Source organism: Ectothiorhodospira mobilis (assembly GCF_016584115.1).
GTDB classification, from domain to species: Bacteria; Pseudomonadota; Gammaproteobacteria; order Ectothiorhodospirales; family Ectothiorhodospiraceae; genus Ectothiorhodospira; species Ectothiorhodospira mobilis.
This window is the reverse complement of the sequence record NZ_NRSK01000008.1, coordinates 53,544-73,123: the sequence shown is the minus strand read 5'-3', so window position 1 is coordinate 73,123 and position 19,580 is coordinate 53,544. Positions and strand designations below refer to the sequence as shown.

Annotated in this window: 14 protein-coding genes, 2 tRNA genes and 1 riboswitch; all 16 genes read left to right on the top strand. The window is 69.5% G+C overall.

Annotated elements, in window-relative coordinates; all coding sequences use genetic code 11:
- Positions 1-182 precede the first annotated feature (182 nt).
- Positions 183-430: riboswitch (cobalamin riboswitch) on the top strand.
- Positions 431-582: 152 nt separating this feature from the next.
- The 16 genes from CKO33_RS05295 to CKO33_RS05220 all read left to right on the top strand — a co-directional run bounded on the left by CKO33_RS05295 (position 583) and on the right by CKO33_RS05220 (position 19,410).
- The gene (locus tag CKO33_RS05295) at positions 583-2,406 is read left to right on the top strand and encodes a TonB-dependent receptor domain-containing protein (protein WP_200180079.1); all 1,824 of its coding nucleotides are present in this window, start codon (positions 583-585) and stop codon (positions 2,404-2,406) included.
- Between the two features lie 8 nt (positions 2,407-2,414).
- Positions 2,415-3,713, top strand: coding sequence for a cobyrinic acid a,c-diamide synthase CobB (locus tag CKO33_RS05290; RefSeq protein WP_200180026.1), 1,299 nt, complete (start codon positions 2,415-2,417; stop codon positions 3,711-3,713).
- Positions 3,713-4,630, top strand: a complete 918-nt coding sequence (gene cbiB / locus CKO33_RS05285; RefSeq protein ID WP_200180077.1) for an adenosylcobinamide-phosphate synthase CbiB — start codon at positions 3,713-3,715, stop codon at positions 4,628-4,630. Before CKO33_RS05290 ends, cbiB begins: the two co-directional genes overlap by 1 nt.
- 82 nt (positions 4,631-4,712) lie before the next feature.
- The gene (gene cobD, locus CKO33_RS05280) at positions 4,713-5,714 is read left to right on the top strand and encodes a threonine-phosphate decarboxylase CobD (protein ID WP_200180075.1); all 1,002 of its coding nucleotides are present in this window, start codon (positions 4,713-4,715) and stop codon (positions 5,712-5,714) included.
- Complete coding sequence (locus tag CKO33_RS05275) at positions 5,711-7,249, top strand: cobyric acid synthase (RefSeq protein ID WP_200180025.1); 1,539 nt, start codon at positions 5,711-5,713, stop codon at positions 7,247-7,249. The genes cobD and CKO33_RS05275 overlap by 4 nt, the downstream gene beginning before the upstream one ends.
- On the top strand, positions 7,246-7,770 hold the full coding sequence (gene cobU / locus CKO33_RS05270; RefSeq protein WP_200180024.1) for a bifunctional adenosylcobinamide kinase/adenosylcobinamide-phosphate guanylyltransferase: 525 nt from the start codon (positions 7,246-7,248) through the stop codon (positions 7,768-7,770). The genes CKO33_RS05275 and cobU overlap by 4 nt, the downstream gene beginning before the upstream one ends.
- Positions 7,767-8,825, top strand: a complete 1,059-nt coding sequence (gene cobT / locus CKO33_RS05265; RefSeq protein WP_200180023.1) for a nicotinate-nucleotide--dimethylbenzimidazole phosphoribosyltransferase — start codon at positions 7,767-7,769, stop codon at positions 8,823-8,825. The genes cobU and cobT overlap by 4 nt, the downstream gene beginning before the upstream one ends.
- A gap of 23 nt (positions 8,826-8,848) precedes the next feature.
- On the top strand, positions 8,849-9,445 hold the full coding sequence (locus CKO33_RS05260) for a histidine phosphatase family protein (protein ID WP_200180073.1): 597 nt from the start codon (positions 8,849-8,851) through the stop codon (positions 9,443-9,445).
- On the top strand, positions 9,442-10,185 hold the full coding sequence (locus tag CKO33_RS05255) for an adenosylcobinamide-GDP ribazoletransferase (RefSeq protein ID WP_200180021.1): 744 nt from the start codon (positions 9,442-9,444) through the stop codon (positions 10,183-10,185). Before CKO33_RS05260 ends, CKO33_RS05255 begins: the two co-directional genes overlap by 4 nt.
- Positions 10,186-10,269: 84 nt before the next feature.
- Positions 10,270-11,685 (top strand): glutamate--tRNA ligase, encoded by a 1,416-nt coding sequence (gene gltX, locus CKO33_RS05250; RefSeq protein WP_200180019.1) that lies wholly within the window; start codon positions 10,270-10,272, stop codon positions 11,683-11,685.
- 35 nt (positions 11,686-11,720) lie between these two features.
- Positions 11,721-11,796: transfer RNA gene (locus CKO33_RS05245), tRNA-Ala, on the top strand.
- A gap of 195 nt (positions 11,797-11,991) precedes the next feature.
- Positions 11,992-12,067, top strand: a tRNA-Glu gene (locus CKO33_RS05240).
- Positions 12,068-12,512: 445 nt separating this feature from the next.
- Positions 12,513-15,638: a diguanylate cyclase gene (locus tag CKO33_RS05235; RefSeq protein WP_200180017.1), complete on the top strand. Its 3,126-nt coding sequence runs from the start codon at positions 12,513-12,515 to the stop codon at positions 15,636-15,638.
- 95 nt (positions 15,639-15,733) lie between these two features.
- Positions 15,734-17,359, top strand: coding sequence for a methyl-accepting chemotaxis protein (locus CKO33_RS05230; protein ID WP_200180009.1), 1,626 nt, complete (start codon positions 15,734-15,736; stop codon positions 17,357-17,359).
- 114 nt (positions 17,360-17,473) lie between these two features.
- Entirely contained in the window at positions 17,474-18,799 is a 1,326-nt protein-coding gene (gdhA, locus tag CKO33_RS05225; RefSeq protein WP_439099420.1) for an NADP-specific glutamate dehydrogenase, read from the top strand.
- Between the two features lie 191 nt (positions 18,800-18,990).
- Positions 18,991-19,410 carry a zinc ribbon domain-containing protein gene (locus CKO33_RS05220; protein WP_200180005.1) on the top strand — a complete coding sequence of 140 codons (420 nt, stop codon included), beginning with the start codon at positions 18,991-18,993 and terminating at the stop codon, positions 19,408-19,410.
- The last annotated feature ends 170 nt before the right edge of the window (positions 19,411-19,580 follow it).

The window sequence follows — 19,580 nt, the reverse complement described above, 5'->3', positions numbered from 1 at the left end:
GTGCGCCGCAGGGAGGCGGCGCGCAGGCCTCCAGGGAGGGATTCACGGCGTCCCGCCGACAGGGAGCGGACCCGGCGGAGGGGAAACGGAGCCCGGCGGGTGTGCGCCGCAGGGAGGCGGTGTGCAGGCCTCCCGGGAGGGATTCACGGCCCCGGATTGGCGGTCTTGACCCGGTTTGCGTATGATACCGCCTCGCTTCAGGTGCCAGGCGCATGACAACCGCCTGGTGAAACGGGAAGCCGGTGCGTCCCTTCAGGGACCAGTCCGGCGCTGCCCCCGCAACGGTAGGCGAGACGCGGGTCCTTCGCATGTCAGCGCAGGACCCCGGCAAGGCAGAAAGCCACTGCGCACAGGCGTGGGAAGGTGCCTTGTCCCGGTCAAAGATGACCCGTCCGCGAGCCCGGAGACCGGCCTGGAGTGTTCACGCGGCATTGCGGTGGGCCTTGCGCGGCGCGTCTCTCCGGTGACCCATCTCCCGGCACTGCGGACCCCGGGTCCGCGTTTCGCGTGTGCTCCCTCCTGCCATGCCGCCCATGCACCCCATCCGCGCGCGGGCGGCGCGCAGGAGAGATGATTTCGATGATTCGCAAGGCTTCCCTGCCGGCAGCGGTGCTGCTGGCCCTTCCTTCCATGGCTGCGGCCCAGACCCATCTGGCGCAGCTGGATCCCATCCTGGTCACCCCCACCCGCACGGCCGAGACCGTGGACGAGACCCTGGCGTCGGTGACCGTCATCGACCGCGAGGAGATCGACCGGCTGCAGCCCAGGAGTTTCACCGACCTGCTCCGGGCTCGCGCCGGGCTGGCGGTGACCCACAACGGCCCCTTCGGCAAGACGGCCAGCCTCTACAGCCGCGGCACCGATTCCGGCCATACCCTGCTGCTGGTGGACGGGGTGCGCATGGGTTCGGCCACCCTGGGCAGCCCGTCGTGGCAATTCCTGCCGATCCCGGAGATCGAACGGGTGGAGATCGTGCGCGGACCGCGCACCAGCCTCTACGGCTCCGACGCCATCGGCGGCGTGGTGCAGGTGTTCACCCGCAAGGGGGACGGGCCACCCCGGGCCCGGGCCCATCTGGGCACCGGCTCCTTCGGCACCCGGGAATTCGGGGCCGGGATCTCCGCAGGGCAGGGGGATACCCGCTACAGCCTCTCCGGGAGCCATTTCCGCACCGACGGCATCGACATCCAGGAAAACACCGGGGACCGGGGGGAGGACGGCTACGACAACAGCAGCTTCAGCGGCCGGGTCAGCCATCGCCTGGCAGGGGGCGCGGAGTTGTTCGGTTCCTTCCTGTATTCCTCCGGGGAGACGGAGATCGACGTGGACACGGGGGAATTCCGCGACTGGACCGATTACGGCCATCACGCCGTGCGGGCCGGCATCCGCGGCCCCGTGACCGAACACTGGCGCAGCCGGCTGACCCTTGCCCACAGCCGGGACGAGGGCGAGACCTTTTACGACGGGGCCTTTGATTCCCGCATTGACACCCGGCGGGACCTGGTGACCTGGCAGAACGATATCCTTCTGGGCAAACACCTGTTGACCCTGGGGGCGGATTACCGGGAGGACCGGGTGCAGAGCAGCAACGACTACGCCCGGACCCGCCGCGACAACTGGGGGCTGTTCGCCCAGCTGCAGACGCAACTGGGGCCCCATGACCTGTCCGCCAGCCTGCGCCAGGATGACAACCAGGCCTTCGGAAACGAGACCACGGGGCAGGTGGCCTGGGGCCTGGAGATGACCGAGGCCTGGCGGCTTCGGGCCGGTTACGGCACCGCCTTCAAGGCCCCCACCTTCAACGACCTCTACTGGCCGGGTTCAGGGAATCCCGACCTGAAGCCGGAGCGCTCGCGCACGGCAGAGCTGGGACTGCGCTTCAGTGGCGAGGGGGTCCGCTCCGACATGACCGTCTTCAGGACGGATCTGGACGACATGATCGACTGGGCACCGCCCCCGGGGGGTGGCCGCTGGTGGATCCCGCAGAATGTCACCGAGGTGCGCATCCAGGGGATCGAATGGGAGACCGGCATCCATCGCGGGGACTGGTCGGCGGTGCTGGCCTACACCCACCTGGATCATGAAAACCGCAACACCGGCCAGGCCCTGGCCCGGCGCCCGGACGACAGCCTGCGCCTGGATCTGGACCGCAGCCTGGGGCGCTGGTCCCTGGGGGGGACTGTCCTGGTGGAGGGGCGGCGCTACAATGATGAGGCCGAAAGCGAGCGCATCCCGGGCCATGGCCTGGTGAACCTGCGGGCGGCCTATGCCGTCTCGTCCCAGTGGACGCTGCGGGCGACCCTGGACAATGCCCTGGACCACGATTACGTGAAGGTCCGGGGGTTCGGCGGTGACTACAACGAGCCCGGCCGCGCCGTCTTCCTCAGCCTCCACTACCAGCAGTAGGTCCGCCCTTGCGTCACTGTCCCGCCCTCCTTGTCACCGCCCCGGCCTCCGGCCAGGGCAAGACCACGGTGACGGCGGCCCTGGCCCGCCATCACCGCAACCGGGGCCGGCGGGTGCGGGTGTTCAAGACGGGGCCGGACTTCCTCGACCCGATGATCCACCAGCGGGCCAGCGGCGCGCCGGTGTACGTGGCGGACTTGTGGATGACGGGGGAGGCGGACATCCGCCGGCGGCTGTACGCCGCGGCCGGGGAGGCGGATCTGATCCTGGTGGAGGGGGTGATGGGGCTGTTTGACGGCCATCCCTCCAGCGCCGACCTGGCGACGCGTTTCGGCATCCCGGTGATGCCCGCCATCAGCGGGGCGGCCATGGCCCAGACCTTTGCCGCCCTGGCCCATGGTCTGGCCACCCACCGCGCGGAGGTCCCCTTCGCCGGGGTCTTCGCCAACCGGGTCAGCGGCGAGCGGCATTATGATCTGCTCACCGAGGCCCTGCCGGCGGGACGGACCGCCCTCGGCTACCTGCCCCGGTCGGCGGATACGGCCCTGCCCAGCCGCCATCTGGGGCTGGTGCAGGCGGCGGAGATCGCCGACCTGGACCGGCGCCTGGACGCGGCGGCGGAGCAGCTGGTGTGGAAGGCCCCGGGGCTGCCGCCCGCGGTGGCCTTCGCCCCGGAGGAGACCCCGCCGCCACCCCGGCACTTGGCGGGGCGGCGCATCGCCGTGGCCCGGGACGCGGCCTTCGCCTTCCTCTATCCGGCCAACCTGGATCTGCTGCGGGAGATGGGGGCCGAACTGCACTTCTTCTCCCCCGTGCAGGGGGAGGGCCTGCCGGCGGGGAGCCAGGCCGTCTACCTCCCCGGCGGCTACCCGGAGCTGCACCTGGAGGCCCTGGCCGCCAATGAGCGGCTGAAGCGGGACCTGGCCGCCCATGCGGCGGCCGGCCGGCCGCTGGTGGCGGAATGTGGCGGTATGCTCTACCTGCTGGAACGGCTGGAGGATACGGAGGGACAGGGGGCGGCCCTGGCGGGCCTGCTGCCGGGACAGGCCCGCATGCAGGGCCGGCTGGCGGCCCTGGGGCCCCAGGAGGTGACCCTGCCGGAGGGGGTGTTCCGTGGCCACACCTTCCATCATTCCGCCATGCACTCCCCCCTGGAGCCCATTGCCCGGGCCCGCTGTCCCAACGGCCGGGACACGGCGGAGGCGGTCTATCGCAAGGGCGGGGTGACCGCCAGCTATGTACACCTGTACTTCCCCTCGGATGCGGAGGGGACGGCGCGGCTGTTCACGGGGGGGGGACGCACATGATGGCCACCCTAGCCGGCATCCTGGCCGCCCTGGCCCTGGACCGCCTGCTGGGGGAACCCCGGCGCGGGCATCCCCTGGTGGCCTTCGGCGCCCTCATCGAGGCGGTGGAGCGCCGGGGATATGCCGATGACCGGCTGCGGGGCGCCCTCCTGCTGGCCCTCCTGGTGCTGCCCTTCACACTCCTGGCCGCCCTTGCCGCGGCCCTGCCGGGGGGATGGTTGCCGGAGGTGGTGCTGCTCTATCTGGCGGTGGGCTGGCGCAGCCTGGGGGAGCACGGGCGGGGCATCGCCGGTGCGTTGCAGGGCGGGGATCTGGGGGAGGCCCGCAGCCGGGTAGCCTTCCTGGTGAGCCGGGATACCCGGGAGATCGATGCCACGGAGATCAGCAAGGCCACCGTGGAGTCGCTGCTGGAGAACGGCAACGACGCCGTCTTCGCCCCCCTGTTCTGGTTCGCCGTGGCCGGGGCCCCTGGCGTGGTGGCCTACCGCCTGGTGAACACCCTGGACGCCATGTGGGGCTATCGCACGGATCGCTACCGGCGCTTTGGCTGGGCGGCGGCGCGGCTGGACGATGGGCTCAACTATATCCCCGCCCGCTGCACGGCCCTGGCCTATGCCCTGGCGGCCGGGCGCTGGGCGGGGGCGCGCCGGGCCCTGGACTGCTGGCGCCGTCAGGGACGGGCCTGGAAGAGCCCCAACGCCGGTCCGGTGATGGCCGCCGGGGCCGGGGCCCTGGGGGTCCGCCTGGGCGGTGCGGCGGTCTACCATGGCCAACCCCAGTCCCGGCCCGATCTGGGCCAGGGACCGGAGGCCGCCCCGGCGGACATCCCCCGGGCCCTGGCCCTCCTGGACCGGGCCCTGGGGGTCTGGATCCTGGGGTTGTTGATCACCGGACTCCTGACGATCCTCTGGTCCTGAGGCCCCTTTCATGATCCACACAGGTAAACGAGCCTTGTCCCCCGACGAAGACGCCGCAGATCCCGGCACCCCGCTGCCGGGGATGCTCCCCCACGGCGGCCGCCTGCGCAGGGCGGCGCGGGAGGAGGGCATCCCCCTGGAGGACTGGCTGGACCTGTCCACGGGCATCCACCCCCAAGGCTGGCCGGTGCCGCCGGTGCCCCCCGAGGCCTGGATGCGTCTGCCCGAGGAGGAGGACGGCCTGGAGGCCGCCGCCGCCGGGTATTACGGATCTGAGGCCCTGCTGCCGGTGGCCGGGTCCCAGGCGGCCATCCAGGCCCTGCCGGCCCTGCTGCCCGCTGGAGGGCGGGTGGGCATGCTGCACCCCTCCTATGCCGAGCACGCCCACGCCTGGCGACGGGCGGGGCACCAGGTGGTGTCCCTGACGCCGGAGACGGTGGAGGACCGGCTGGAGACCCTGGACCATCTGCTGCTGGTGAATCCCAATAACCCCTCGGGCCATCGCTTCGATCCCCGGCGGCTGCAGGACTGGCAGGCGCGGCTGGCCCTCAGGGGGGGCTGGCTGGTGGTGGACGAGGCCTTCATGGACGCCACCCCGGAGCACAGCCTGGTGCCCCGCTGCCCCCAGCCCGGACTGGTGGTGCTGCGTTCCCTGGGCAAATTCTTCGGTCTGGCGGGGGCCCGGGTGGGGTTCGTCTTCGCCGAGCCGCGCCTGCGGGCGGAGCTGGCGGCCCATCTGGGGCCCTGGACGGTCACCGGCCCCTCCCGCTGGGCGGCCCGCGGGGCCCTGTCGGACCGGGTCTGGCAGGAACGGACCCGGGAGGAACTGGCCCGTGCCGGGGCACGGCTGCGGGACGCCCTGACCCGCCACGGGCTGCCCCCCGACGGCGGTACGCCCCTGTTCCAGTGGATGCGCACCCCCCGGGCCGGGCGGATCCACGGGGCCCTGCGCCGGTACGGCATCCTCACCCGCCTGTTCGACGACCCCCCAAGCCTGCGTTTCGGTCTGCCGGGGGACGAGCTGGGCTGGGCCCGGCTGGAGGCCGCCCTGGAGGCGCTGGCGGACGAGGGACGAGGTCCATGACGGCAGCCACCCTGATGGTGCAGGGCACCACCTCTGATGCCGGCAAGAGCCTGCTGGTGACCGCCCTGGGCCGGGCCCTGGCCCGCCGGGGGATCGCCGTGGCCCCGTTCAAGTCCCAGAACATGGCCCTGAACAGCGCCGTCACCCCGGAGGGCGGGGAGATGGGCCGGGCCCAGGCGGTGCAGGCGGCCGCCTGCCGCGTGGCGCCCCACACGGACATGAACCCGGTGCTGCTCAAGCCCTGTTCCGACCGGGGCGCCCAGGTGATCCTGGACGGACGGCCCCTGTCCATGTCGGATGCGGCCGCCTACCATCGCCTCAAGCCCAGGCTGTTGGAGCGGGTGGTGGCGGCCCACGGGCGCCTGGCCCGGCGCCATCGCGTGGTGCTGGTGGAGGGGGCCGGCTCCCCGGCGGAGATCAATCTGCGCCAGGGGGATATCGCCAACATGGGCTTTGCCGAGGCGGTGGACTGCCCGGTGATCCTGGTGGCGGACATCGACCGCGGCGGGGTCTTCGCCCACCTGGTGGGTACCCTGGCGCTGCTCTCGCCCACGGAACGGGCCCGGGTGGCAGGCTTTGTCATCAACCGCTTCCGTGGTGACAAGGCCCTGCTGGACCCGGGCCTGGACTGGCTGGAGCGGGAGACGGGCAGGCCCGTGCTGGGGGTGCTGCCCTATCTGCAGGGCCTGTACCTGGAGGCGGAGGATGCCCTGCCGGGGGCCCTGTCCCCCAAGCCAGCGGGTGAGGGGGAGGCCCCGGATTGCCTGGAGGTGGTGGTGCCGGCGCTGCCGCGCATCAGCAACCACACGGATCTTGATCCCCTGCGGTTGCACCCGCGGGTGCGGGTCACCTTCGCCGGGCCGGGACGGCCGCTGCCACCGGCGGATCTGATCGTCCTGCCCGGCTCCAAGGCGGTGCGGGCGGACCTGGACTGGTTGCGGCAACAGGGGTTTGACCGGGCCATCCTGCGCCACCTGCGCTACGGCGGCCGGGTGATGGGGATCTGCGGGGGCTTTCAGATGCTGGGGCAGTGGGTGCATGACCCCGATGGGGTGGAAGGTGCCCCCGGCAGCACCCCGGGCCTGGGGCTGCTGGAGGTGGATACCACCCTGGCCCCGGGCAAGCAGCTGCGCCGGGTGCGGGGGCATCTGAGCGATGGGGCCCGGGTGGAGGGCTACGAGATCCATGCCGGGGTGACCCGGGGGACAGGGCTGCAGCGGCCGGCCGTAACCCTGGAGGGGCAGGGACCCGACGGCGCCGTCTCCGGGGACGGCGCCGTCCTCGGCACCTATGTGCACGGGGTCTTCGACCGCGCCGGGGCGGCCCGGTCCCTGCTGGCCTGGGCGGGCCTGGGGGATGCCGCCGGGGGGCGCGATCTGGAGCGGGACCGGGAGGCCGGTTTCGAGCAGCTGGCGGACGCGGTGGAGATGCATCTGGACATGACCCGCATCCTGGCCCTGCTGGGACTGGCGGCCCCGGTGGCATCGAGACCCCCTGCACCGGATGAAACGCATCCCGGGAGGCATCGGGCATGAAAGAACTGATCCTGGGCGGGGCCCGTTCGGGCAAGAGCGCCCTGGCGGAGCGTCTGGCCGCCGAGAGCGGCCGGGCGGTGACCTATGTGGCCACGGCCCGGCCGGGGGAGGATGAGGAGATGCGCGCCCGCATCCGCCATCATCAGGACCGCCGCCCTGGGCACTGGGGCCTGGTGGAGGCGGGGGCCGATCTGGCCGGGGTGCTGCGGGACCATGCCGCCCCGGACCATTGTCTGCTGGTGGACTGCCTCACCCTCTGGCTCACCCATCTGTTGTGGGATGAGGACGAGGCCACCTGTGCCCGGGAGCAGGCACGTCTTCTGGAGGCCCTCCCGGATCTTCCGGGGCGGCTGATCCTGGTAAGCAATGAGACCGGCATGGGCATCGTGCCCCTGGGGGAACTCACCCGCCGGTTCTGTGACGAGGCCGGCCGGCTGCACCAGGCGGTGGCGGCCCGCTGCGAGCGGGTCACCCTGACGGTGGCCGGTCTGCCCCTGGTACTCAAAGGAGAGAAGCTGTGAATCAAGAAACCCCCTGGTTGCAGGTGCCCGCGGCACCCATCGACGAAGAGGCCCGCCGCCGTGCGGAGGAACGCCAGACCCGCCTCACCAAGCCCCTGGGCTCCCTGGGGCAGCTGGAGACCCTGGCCACCCGCCTGGCTGGCATGCAGGGCAGTGACACCCCCCGGGCCGATACGGTGCACATCAGCATCTTCGCCGGCGATCACGGCGTGGCCGCCGAGGGGATCTCCCGCTTCCCCCAGTCGGTGACCATGGAGATGGTGCGCAACTTCGTGCGCGGCGGCGCCGGGATCAGTGTCCTGGCCCGGTCCATCGATGCCCGCCTGGAGGTGATCAACCTGGGTACGGTGGAGGAGACCGGGCCCCTGGAGGGGGTCACCGATGTGCGCATCGGTCCGGGCACCGCCAATTTCGTCCAGGGTCCGGCCATGGACCTGCACCAGCTGGCCCTGGCCATGAACGCCGGCCGCCATGCGGCGGAGCGGGCCCGGCTGGCGGGGACCGAGGTGTACCTGGCGGGGGAGATGGGCATCGGCAACACCACCGCCGCCGCCGCCGTGGCCTGTGCCCTCATGGGGGCGGAGCCGGAGGAACTGGTGGGGCCGGGCACCGGCCTGGACGACGACGGGGTGCGTCACAAGGCCGAGGTCATCCGCCGCGCCCTGGAACGGCACCGGGAACACCTGGACGAGCCCGTGGAGTGCCTGCGCCGGGTGGGGGGCTTCGAGATCGCCGCCATGAGCGGGGCCTATCTGGCCTGCGCCCAGATGGGGATGCCCGTGCTGGTGGACGGGTTCATCAGTTCCGTGTCGGCCCTGGCCACCGCCCGCATCTGCCCCAGCGCCCGGGACTGGTTCCTGTTCGCCCATGCCTCCGCCGAACCGGGGCACCGCCGGGTGCTGGAGGCCCTCTCCGCCCGGCCCCTGCTGGATCTGGGCATGCGTCTGGGGGAGGCCAGCGGGGCGGCCACCGCCGTGCCCCTGCTGCGTCTGGCCTGTGATATCCACGGTCGCATGGCCACCTTCGACGAGGCCCAGGTGGCGGAGGCCCTTTGAGCCCGGTCCCCTGGATCGACCTGATGCGTCACGGCCAGACCACCGGAGGGTTCGCCTTCCGGGGGAGCCTGGACGAGCCCCTGACCCCCGAGGGCTGGGGGCAGATGCAGGGCAGTTTCGACGCCCATGGCCCCTGGGATGCCCTCATCGCCTCCCCCCTGCAGCGCTGCCTGGCCCCGGCCCGGACTTGGGCCGGGGCCGCTGGGCTCGCCCTGCGGGAGGATCCCCGCCTGCGGGAGATGCATTTCGGGGTCTGGGAGGGGCGCACCCCGGCCGAACTCATGGAGACGGAACCCGACGCCCTGGCCCGCTTCTGGGAGGACCCCCTGCACCATGTGCCCCCCGGGGCCGAGCCCCTGACGGCCTTCCGCGACCGGGTGCTGGCGGCCTGGACGGATCTGGTGCGTGAACCCGCCCCGGCGCGCCGGCTGGTGGTCACCCACGGGGGCGTGATCCGCCTCATCCTGCTGCACGAGCAGCGGCGGCCCCTGGAGGACCTGCTGGTGCTGGAAGTGCCCCATGCCTGCCTGTACCGCATCCATCTGCATCCCGGCGGGCACCGGGTGGAGCGCCTGCCGGTGCCCCCGGAGCCCGCCGCATCCACGGAGTCCTTGGAGTGAAACCCTTTCTCGTGGCCCTGCGCTTTCTCACGCGCTTCCCTGTGACCTGGAACGACCCCACACCGCGGCAGGTGGGGCAGTCCCTGCTGTACTACCCCCTCATCGGCCTGCTCATGGGGGCCGCCCTGGCGGCGGCCCTGGCCCTTCTGGGCACGGGCCCCCTGGCGGCGGCCCTGGTGGTGGCCCTGTGGGTGGTGCTCACCGGACTGATGCACATGGATGGCCTGGCGGACGCCGCCGATGCCTGGATCGGCGGCATCGGCGACCGGGAGCGCACCCTGGAGATCATGAAGGATCCCCGCTGCGGCCCCGCCGCCGTGGCGGTGCTGATCCTGGTGCTGCTGGTGAAATACGCGGCCCTGCTGGAGCTGGCGGGGCAGGGGGCCGGGGCGGCCGTGCTGCTGGCCCCCTTCCTGGGGCGTGCGGCCCTGCCGCTGCTGTTCGTCACCACCCCCTATGTGCGCCCCGGGGGCATGGGCAGCCTGCTGGCGGAGTATCTGCCCCGGCGCGGGGCCTGGGGCGTGGTGCTGGCGACGGCGGCGGGGACGCTGCTGGGCGGTATCGCCCTGGGGCAGGGGGGGGTGGCCCTGGCGGCCCTGGCGGGGGCCCTGGGGGTCTTCCTGGCGGGACGGGCCTGGATGCGCCACCGCATCGGGGGCACCACGGGGGACACCGCCGGGGCCCTGGTGGAGCTGGTGGAGACGGGGGTGCTGGCGGCGGTGACCCTGGCGCTGACCTGAGGGGTCCCGGCGGGATGAAGCCCCGCCGGGGCTCTGCTACTCTATGCGGCTTGATCGTCCACCCCTGGTAGACAGAGGGCCTTTATGAAAGTCCGCACCCGATTCGCTCCGAGCCCCACCGGTTATCTCCACATCGGCGGCGCCCGCACGGCGCTGTTCTCCTGGCTGTACGCCCGCAAGCACGGCGGCGAGTTCGTGCTCCGGGTGGAGGACACCGATCTGGCCCGTTCCAACGCCGAATCGGTGAACGCCATCCTGGAGGGGATGAGCTGGCTGGGGCTGGAGTACGACGAGGGCCCCTTCTACCAGACCCAGCGTTTCGACCGGTACAAGGAGGTGGTGCAGCGCCTGCTGGATGAGGGGCACGCCTACTACTGCTACTGCACCAAGGAAGAGCTGGAGGCCATGCGCGAGGAGCAGATGGCCCGCAAGGAGAAGCCCCGCTACGACGGCCGCTGCCGCATGCGCAAGGAGCCCCGGGAAGGGGTGGAGCCGGTGATCCGCTTCAAGAACCCCCTGGAGGGGATCACGGTGGTGGATGACATGGTGCGCGGCCGGGTCATCTTCCAGAACAGCGAACTGGACGACCTGATCATCGCCCGCTCCGACGGCACCCCCACCTACAACCTCACGGTGGTGGTGGACGACTGGGACATGGGCATCACCCATGTCATCCGGGGGGACGACCATCTCAACAACACCCCCCGTCAGATCAACATCCTCAAGGCCCTGGGGGTGGAGCCGCCCCGGTACGCCCATCTCCCCATGATCCTGGGCCCGGACGGGGCCAAACTCTCCAAGCGCCACGGCGCCGTGAGCGTCATGCAGTACCGGGACGAGGGCTATCTCCCCGAGGCCCTGCTCAACTATCTGGTGCGTCTGGGCTGGGCCCATGGGGACCAGGAGATCTTCTCCCTGGACGAGCTGATCGAACTGTTCGATATCGAGGACGTGAACCACTCCGCCTCGGCCATCAACCCCGAAAAGCTGCTGTGGCTGAACCAGCATTACCTGAAGACCCTGAGCACGGATCATGTGGCGCGCCAGCTCTCCTGGCACATGGGCCAGCGGGACGTGGACCCCGCCTGTGATCCGCCGCTGCGGGACGTGGTGGAGGCCCAGCGGGAGCGGGCCAAGACCCTGGTGGAGATGGCGGACAACAGCCTCTATTTCTATCGGGAGGTGGAGGCCTACGACGAGAAGGCGGCGCGCAAGAACCTCACTCCCGAGAGCGCCCCGGTACTGCAGGCCCTGCACGGTGCCCTGGGGGCCCTGGCGCAGTGGGAGGATGGCCCGATCCATCAAACAGTGATTGATGTTTCGGAACGGATGGGGTTAAAATTAGGAAAAGTTGCACAGCCGCTTCGGGTGGCCGTCACCGGGGGAACAGTATCCCCACCCATCGATCAGACCCTGCGTTTGATCGGTCGGGAACGGACACTGAAGCGCGTTGAAAACGCCGTTCAATGGATTGAAACAAAAACGGTTGACAACGCATGAAGCGGTCTGTATAGTACGCAACTTCTTCGCAACATGGGGCCATAGCTCAGCTGGGAGAGCGCCTGCATGGCATGCAGGAGGTCGGCGGTTCGATCCCGCCTGGCTCCACCAAATCAGATGAAATGCCCAGGGATCAGGGTATTCATTTTGTTTCAGGTGGATGAATCAACTGCCTGAAGCAAAAGACTTTTACGGATCAAGATGCTCGGTTTTGCATCGGCCTGCATAAAAGATGATTTAATTTTTTTTGCAGGTATATTTGGATTTGCAAAAAAAGATTTTGTTGTTAAAATAACGTTTTCTCTAGTCCCCATCGTCTAGAGGCCTAGGACACCGCCCTTTCACGGCGGCGACCGGGGTTCGAATCCCCGTGGGGACGCCATAATCAGTCATTCTTGAACACAGACAAAGTGCTGTCAAGAGTGAGAGCCACTAAACATGGCTGAAAGCAAAGGTCCCGAACGGGTCCTTTGCTTTTTTTATTACCTTCCTTTTTAGCTTTCTTCCTTCCCAGCCCGGTTCCTTCCCGTATGGGGTGCGCCCATGGTGGCGCCACTCCCTGATCTTCCCCGGATGGGCCCATCCGGGCGCGGGGCACCCCGATGGGGGCCGTGAAAAGGTCTATGCTTGTCCTTAAGGGGACAAGGCGGGACGCTGTTCACCGCTTTGAATGGATCGCCGCCCCTCTGTGGCCAGGGAATGCCTTCGGTTCCCGGGGATCGGGGGCCGACTCTGGAGACCGGTGGGAAGCGATGCGGGAAGGGGCGTGGACAGCACGGGAATGGAACCCCCCGGGGAGAATGGACTGGGGGCTTTCGGATATTGAAATGGCGACCCTGCCGTTGGCCCGTCTGCGGGTGGATCGGGTGGGGGGCATCCTCGCCGCCAACGAGACCGCGGCCGATATCCTGGGGACGCAGATCGGCGGGGACGGAACGCCGGCGCGGGTGGCGGACTTCCTCGCGGGTGAGGACCCGGGGCTGCTGGATCATCTCCTGGAGGAAGCCCGCGGGAAGGGCGGGGCCCTGGCCCGGAGCCTGCACCTTATGGATACCGGCAGGCGTGCCTTCCGGGCCGATCTCCTGGTCCTGCACGCCCCCCGCAAGGATGCCGATCCGGGATCGTTCCTGTTCATCCTCGCTGAGCGCATGCCGCCCCTCGGCTCCCCGGTGGACGGTGAGACCACATTGCGCCACTTCTATGACCTGCATGCGGTGGGCATGGCCCTGGTCTCCCCCGAGGGGAGTGCCTGGCTGGGCTTCAACGACCGCTTCGGGGAAATCCTGGGCTATTCCCGGGAGGATCTGGAGGCCATGGCCTGGTGCGACCTGGTCCCTCCCCAGGAGCGCGCCGCCGATCGTCATCTCTTCCACCGTATGTGTGCCGGGGAGGAGGTCATCCATGTGGGGGAGCAGCTTCTCCAGGGGGTGGGGGGGCGCATGATCCACGCCCATCTGGAGCGTCGGGCGGTGTGCGCCGCCGACGGCACATTGCGCTGCTGTGCCGTGATCCTGAGGGATATGACCCATCTGCGGCAGTTCATGCGCCGAACCCAGCGGCTGCGGCGGATGGGGCAACTGCTGGGACAGGTGAACCAGGCCATCGTGCGCGAGGTGGGATTGCGGGAGTTGCTGCACCGGGTCTGCCACATGGCCGTGGAGGTGGGGGGATTCAGCGCCTGCTGGATCGGACTCTGGGAGGCCATGGATGTGCGCAGCCTGCGTCTCTTCGCCCGCGCCGGGGCCGACGTGGGGGATGTGGACCCGCAGGCCAGCGCCCGGGAATGGCTGCCGGGGGACGGGCAGCGGGCGAACCCCCTCGTCCTCAATGACCTGGAGGTGAATCACGGCGGTCTTTCCGAGACACGGGCCGCTGCACAGGCGGGACAGCGCGCCCTGGCCCGTTTCACCCTGGGCCGTCGTGGGGCCGTTACCGGCACCCTCAATCTCTTCGCCGATGAGCCCGGGGTCTTCAGCGAGCAGGTGACGGCCCTGCTGCAGGAGATGGCGGGTAATCTCTCCCTGGCGGTGGATCGCATCACGGCGGCGGAGGCCCTGGAGACCACGCGCAAGGTGGTGGAGTCCAGTCCCGTGGTGGTCTGCCGCTGGCTCCCGCGTCCGGGCTGGCCCCTGGAATACATCTCCGCCAACGTGGCCCGCTGGGGATATTCCGCGGCCGAACTGGTGTCCCGGGAGCGCCCGTTTATGGAGCTGATGCACCCGCGGGACCGGGCGCGGGTGGAGCGGGAAATCCGGAATCATATCCGCCATCGGCGCCGCCGCTTCCGCCGGGAATATCGCCTGCGGACCGCCCGGGGGGAATGGCTGTGGATCGAGGACTACAGCTATGCCACCTACGGTCCCGACGGGGAGCTTCTGGCCCTGGAAGGGGTGCTCACGGACATCACCGAGCGCAGACGCCACGAGCGGCGGGAGGTGGCGCGCAACCGCGTGCTCTCCCTGCTGGCCCATGGGGCGGATCTGCAGTTGATCCTGGAGGCCCTGGCGGAGGGGGTTGAGGAGGTGGAAGACCCCATCACCCAGTGCTGTGCCATCCTGCTCACCGAGAAGGACGGGAACTTCCTGCGTCTGGCAGTGGCGCCGGGGTTGCCCCCCGGTTTCCGATCCTGCCTGCAGCGCATCCGGATCCAGTCCGGGGCCGGGGGCTGTGCCCGGGCGGTGGCCACGCGTCAGACGGTGATCAGCCACGACATCACCCGCGATCCCGCCTGGACGCAGGCCCTGGACGCGGCCCGGGAAGCGGGGATGGTGGCCTGCTGGGCAGTACCCATCCTGGCCTCCACCGGGGAGGTGCTGGGGGTTTCCGCCATCTTCCGGGCGGTGGCCGGGGCCCCGGACGAGGGCGAGATGCGCCAGATCCAGGACAAGGCCAACCTCGCGGCCATCGCCATCGAGCGCACCCGGGACAGCCAGACCCTGCGGGAGAACGCCGAGCGCTGGCGGTTCGCCATCGAAGGTGCCGGCGACGGGGTCTGGGACTGGGATCTGCCCTCCGACCGGGTGCTCTATTCCCCCCGCTGCGACGAGATCCTGGGGCTGTCCTGTGGCAGCGGCATGCGTTGCGCGAAGGACTGGATCGCACGGGTGCATCCCGAGGACCAGGCCCCGCTGGAGGCCGCCCTGGACGCGCATCTGCGGGGGCAAAGCCCCCATTATGTCTTCGAGCACCGGGTGCGCGCCGGGGACGGGGTCTGGAGATGGATCCTGGCCCGGGGGCTGGTGGTGCGCCGCGACGACGACGGGCGCCCCCTGCGCATGGTGGGCACGGTGGCCGATATCAGCGAACGCAAGCGCCTGGAGGAGGAACTGCGGGCCCTGGCCACCACCGATTACCTCACGGGGCTGGCCAACCGGCGCCACTTCCTGGCCCGGGTCTCCGAGGAACTGGCCCGGTTGTCGCGCCATCCCGACAACGAGGCCGCCGTGCTCATGCTGGACCTGGATCACTTCAAGGCGGTGAACGACCGCTATGGTCACTCCGCGGGGGATACCGTGCTGCGCCAGTTCGCGGGGGTGATGCGCGAGGGGTTGCGGCGCATCGACCTGGCCGGACGGGTGGGGGGGGAGGAGTTCGCCGTACTCCTGCCCGATGCCGGCATCGGGGATGCGCAGAAGATGGCCGAACGACTGCGCGCCCGGGTGGCGGATCAGCCCGTGTCCGTGGAGGGGGCCTGCATCCCGGTCACCGTGAGCATCGGCATCACGCAACTGCGGCCCGGGGATCGCTCCCCGGACGAGGCCCTGCAGCGGGCCGACAAGGCCCTCTACCGGGCCAAGTCCAGTGGCCGCGACTGTGTGCGGGTCTTTGAAAGGGGGGGGGGTGAAGGGCCTAGGATGGCCGGCTTGATGGTTGTCACCTTCAAGTCACGGCCTTGTCGGCCGATACCGCGAGCATCGGCGGGCGGGGCACGCGGTGCCCGGGGCGATGGATAACCCCTCAGGGAGGAACGCGCCATCGGGGTCAGGGCCCCGGGCGTGCATATAAAGACGCGTCCTTCGGCGCGACAAGAACCAAAGGTGGGCAGAGAATGAAGGTTTCCTCCCTCACGATCGGGCGCAAGCTGGCCCTGTCGTTCGGCTTGATCCTGACACTCCTGGTGATCGTCGCCCTCATCGGCTGGCTGGGCCTGAACCGTCTCGGAACGGCCCATGACACCTCCGCCGCGGCCTATGAGCAGGCCCTGTTTCAGGTGGAGAAGGAGGTGGATCACCTGGCCTGGGTCAATAACCTGGCCAACACCTTCATCCTGGGGGCCAGTTTTTCCGGCCAGCTGGACCCCACCCGCTGCGACTTCGGTCAGTGGTATTACGATTTCCGGGACAGCCCCGCCTACACCGAGGCCCCCGATTCCTTCCGCCGCACCTTCGACGCCATCGAGGCCCCGCATCAGCGCCTGCATCACAGCGCCCATGACATCCTCGAGGCCCAGGAGGCGGGGAATCGGGACGAGGCCCTGCGCATCTACCGGGACCGCACCCTGGTGGAGCTGGCCACCCTGCAGGACCTGTTCGCGGACCTCAAACAGGACCTGACCCGTGAGCGGCGCGCTGCGGACGATTCGGCCCGCGCCGCCGCTGCCACCGCGAACTCCGTCATGGGGTTGGCGGCCGTGCTGGGCATCCTTGTGGCCGGGGGGCTGGGTCTTCTCATCACCCGCGCCATCGTGCGTCCGGTGCGGGCCACCACCGCCCATCTGCGGGCCATCGCCGAAGGCGACGGGGACCTGACCCAGCGCCTGCCGGTGGAAAGCCGGGACGAGATCGGTGATCTGTCCCGGGCCTTCAACGGCTTCGCCGACCGGGTGCACGAACTGGTGAAGCAGGTGGTGGGGGCCGCCTCGCAACTGGCGGCGGCGGCGGAGGAGCTCTCGGCCACCAGCGGCGAGACCCGCCAGCAGGTGCAGCACCAGAAATCGGAGGTGGAGCAGGTGGCCACCGCCATGAACCAGATGACCAGCACCGTGCAGGAGGTGGCACGCAACGCCACCGAGGCGGCCCAGACCACCCGCACCACCGACGAACAGGCCCAGTCCGGCAGCCAGGAGGTGGCGCAGACCGTCCACACCATCGAGAACCTGGCCCGGGAGGTGGAGAACGCCGCCGAGGTGATCCACCGCCTCTCCGCCGACAGCGAGGAGATCGGCAAGGTGCTGGACGTGATCCGGGGTATCGCCGAGCAGACCAACCTGCTGGCCCTGAACGCCGCCATCGAGGCGGCCCGGGCCGGGGAGCAGGGGCGTGGCTTTGCCGTGGTGGCGGACGAGGTGCGCACCCTGGCCAGCCGCACCCAGGAATCCACCAACGAGGTGCAGGAAATGATCGAGCGCCTGCAGTCCGGGGCCTCCAAGGCGGTGAAGGCCATGGATCAGGGGCGCTCCAGCGCACGGGACGGGGTGGACCAGGCGGGTCGTGCCGGGCAGTCCCTGGAGGTGATCACCCGCTCCGTCGGCACCCTCAACGACATGAACAGCCAGATCGCCAGCGCCGCCGAGGAGCAGTCCGCCGTCGCCGAGGAGGTGAACCGCAACGTGGTTAACATCAACGACGGTGTGGAGCACACGGCTTCCGGGGCCGATCAGATCGCCTCCGCCAGCGAGGAGCTGGCCCGGCTGGCGGCGGATCTGCAGGACCGGGTGGGCCGCTTCAAGGTCTGATCCCCGAATGCCCCCGGGACAGGAGGTCCCGCTTCCTGTAGGCTGCCCCGCCATCCATGGCAAGGGGGAGCAGCAAGGGCAATGGCATCCGATCCGGGCAGACAACGGCAAAAAATGGAAACCCTGTATCAGGAGGTCCTGCACCGGAATCCCGGCGAACAGGAATTCCATCAGGCGGTGCGGGAGGTCCTGGAGACCCTGGGTCCGGTCCTCGAGCGCCATCCGGAACTGGCCCGGCGGCGCATCATCGAGCTTTTGTGCGAGCCCGAGCGCCAGATCATCTTCCGGGTCCCGTGGCAGGATGACCAGGGCCGTACCCGCATCAACCGCGCCTTCCGTGTGGAGTTCAACAGTGCCCTGGGGCCCTATAAGGGCGGGCTGCGCTTCCATCCCTCGGTGTATCTGGGGATCGTCAAGTTCCTGGGATTCGAGCAGGTCTTCAAGAACGCCCTTACCGGACTGCCCATCGGCGGGGGCAAGGGGGGCAGCGATTTCGATCCCAAGGGCCGTTCCGATGCCGAGATCATGCGCTTCTGCCAGAGCCTGATGACCGAGCTCTACCGCCATCTGGGGGAACACACGGACGTGCCCGCCGGGGACATCGGTGTGGGACAGCGGGAGATCGGCTATCTCTTTGGACAGTACAAGCGCATCACCAACCGCTACGAATCCGGCGTTTTCACCGGCAAGGGGCTGGATTGGGGGGGCAGCCGTGCACGGCGCGAGGCCACGGGGTATGGCGTCGTCTTCTTCACCCAGGAGATGCTTGAGGCCCACCAGGATCACCTGGAGGGCAAGACCTGCATCGTCTCCGGTTCCGGTAATGTGGCCATCTATGCCATGGAGAAGGCCATGGACCTGGGGGCCCGGGTGGTGGCCTGCTCCGATTCCGACGGTGTGGTGGTGGACTGGAACGGCATCGATCTGGAGCGGGTCAAGCGCATCAAGGAGGTGGAGCGGGGCCGTATCCGTGCCTATGCCGAGGGCAAGGCGGGGGTGAACTACCTGGAGGGCGGCAACATCTGGGAGGTGCCCTGCCACGTGGCGCTGCCCTGTGCCACCCAGAACGAACTCACCGCAAACGATGCCCGCGCCCTGGTGAACAATGGCTGTCTGCTGGTGGCCGAGGGGGCCAACATGCCCTGCACCCCCGGGGCGGTGCGCCTGTTGCGTGAGGCCGGGGTCCTGTTCGGTCCCGCCAAGGCGGTGAATGCGGGGGGTGTGGCCACCAGCGCCCTGGAGATGCAGCAGAACGCCAGCCGGGATTCCTGGAGCTTTGCCTACACCGAGTCCCGGCTGCGCGAGATCATGGCCCGGATCCACCGCCACAGCTTCGAGACCGCCGAGTCCTTCGGTCTCCCGGGGGACTACGTGGCCGGGGCCAACATCGCCGGCTTTTTGCGGGTGGGGCGCGCCATGGCCTCCCTGGGCCTGATCTGAATCCCTGCCCGCCGTCTCCCATCCGGCCCGGCGCGCACCCCGAATCCTGGGTGCACAGGCCGCTACGGGCGGACAAGTATTCACCAGGTGAGGATCGCCTTGTATCATGCAGCGGATTGACGATCCGATCCGCCGCCCTGCCGGGCATGCCCGGGGTCGGGGCGTTCTGCTTTCGAAGGGGATGAAGAAACATGGCTTTGATCGAATGTCCCGAGTGCGGACGGCAGGTCTCCGATAAGGCGCCCACCTGCCCGAATTGCGGGGTACCCATCGCCTCGCAGCAGCCGCATGCCACGGCCCACCCGCAGGAGAGTGAATACCCCCCGCAGGATCACGACGTGGAGGGGCAGGATGAGCGGCAGTGGACCGACGCGGAACTGGAGGAGATAGAGTTCAACGATCGCGTCCAGCGCCACCGTGTCCTGTCGGTGCTGCTGTTCTTCGGCGGCCTGACCCTGGGCATGGGGATGAAGACCTGGCTGGGCTATGATCCCGACGGCGGCCGGCCCCTGATCTACTACCTGGCGGACCTGATGGTCTGGGCCGGGATCATCTGGCTGATCTACAACGAGGGGCGCAACCTCTGGTATCACCGCCGACTCGGTGGCTGATGCCCAGCCGCATGGGTCTGCCGTGGCGGGCCCTGCCCCCGTCGGGGTGCACCTGTGCCCCGCGGTCATCCATCAGGATGGATGCAGCGTGATCCACGCCCCATTACAGGGGGCCGGGGCCGATCCCTGCCCGTGGCCGATAATCCGATTATTCCCATGCTAGTGACCGA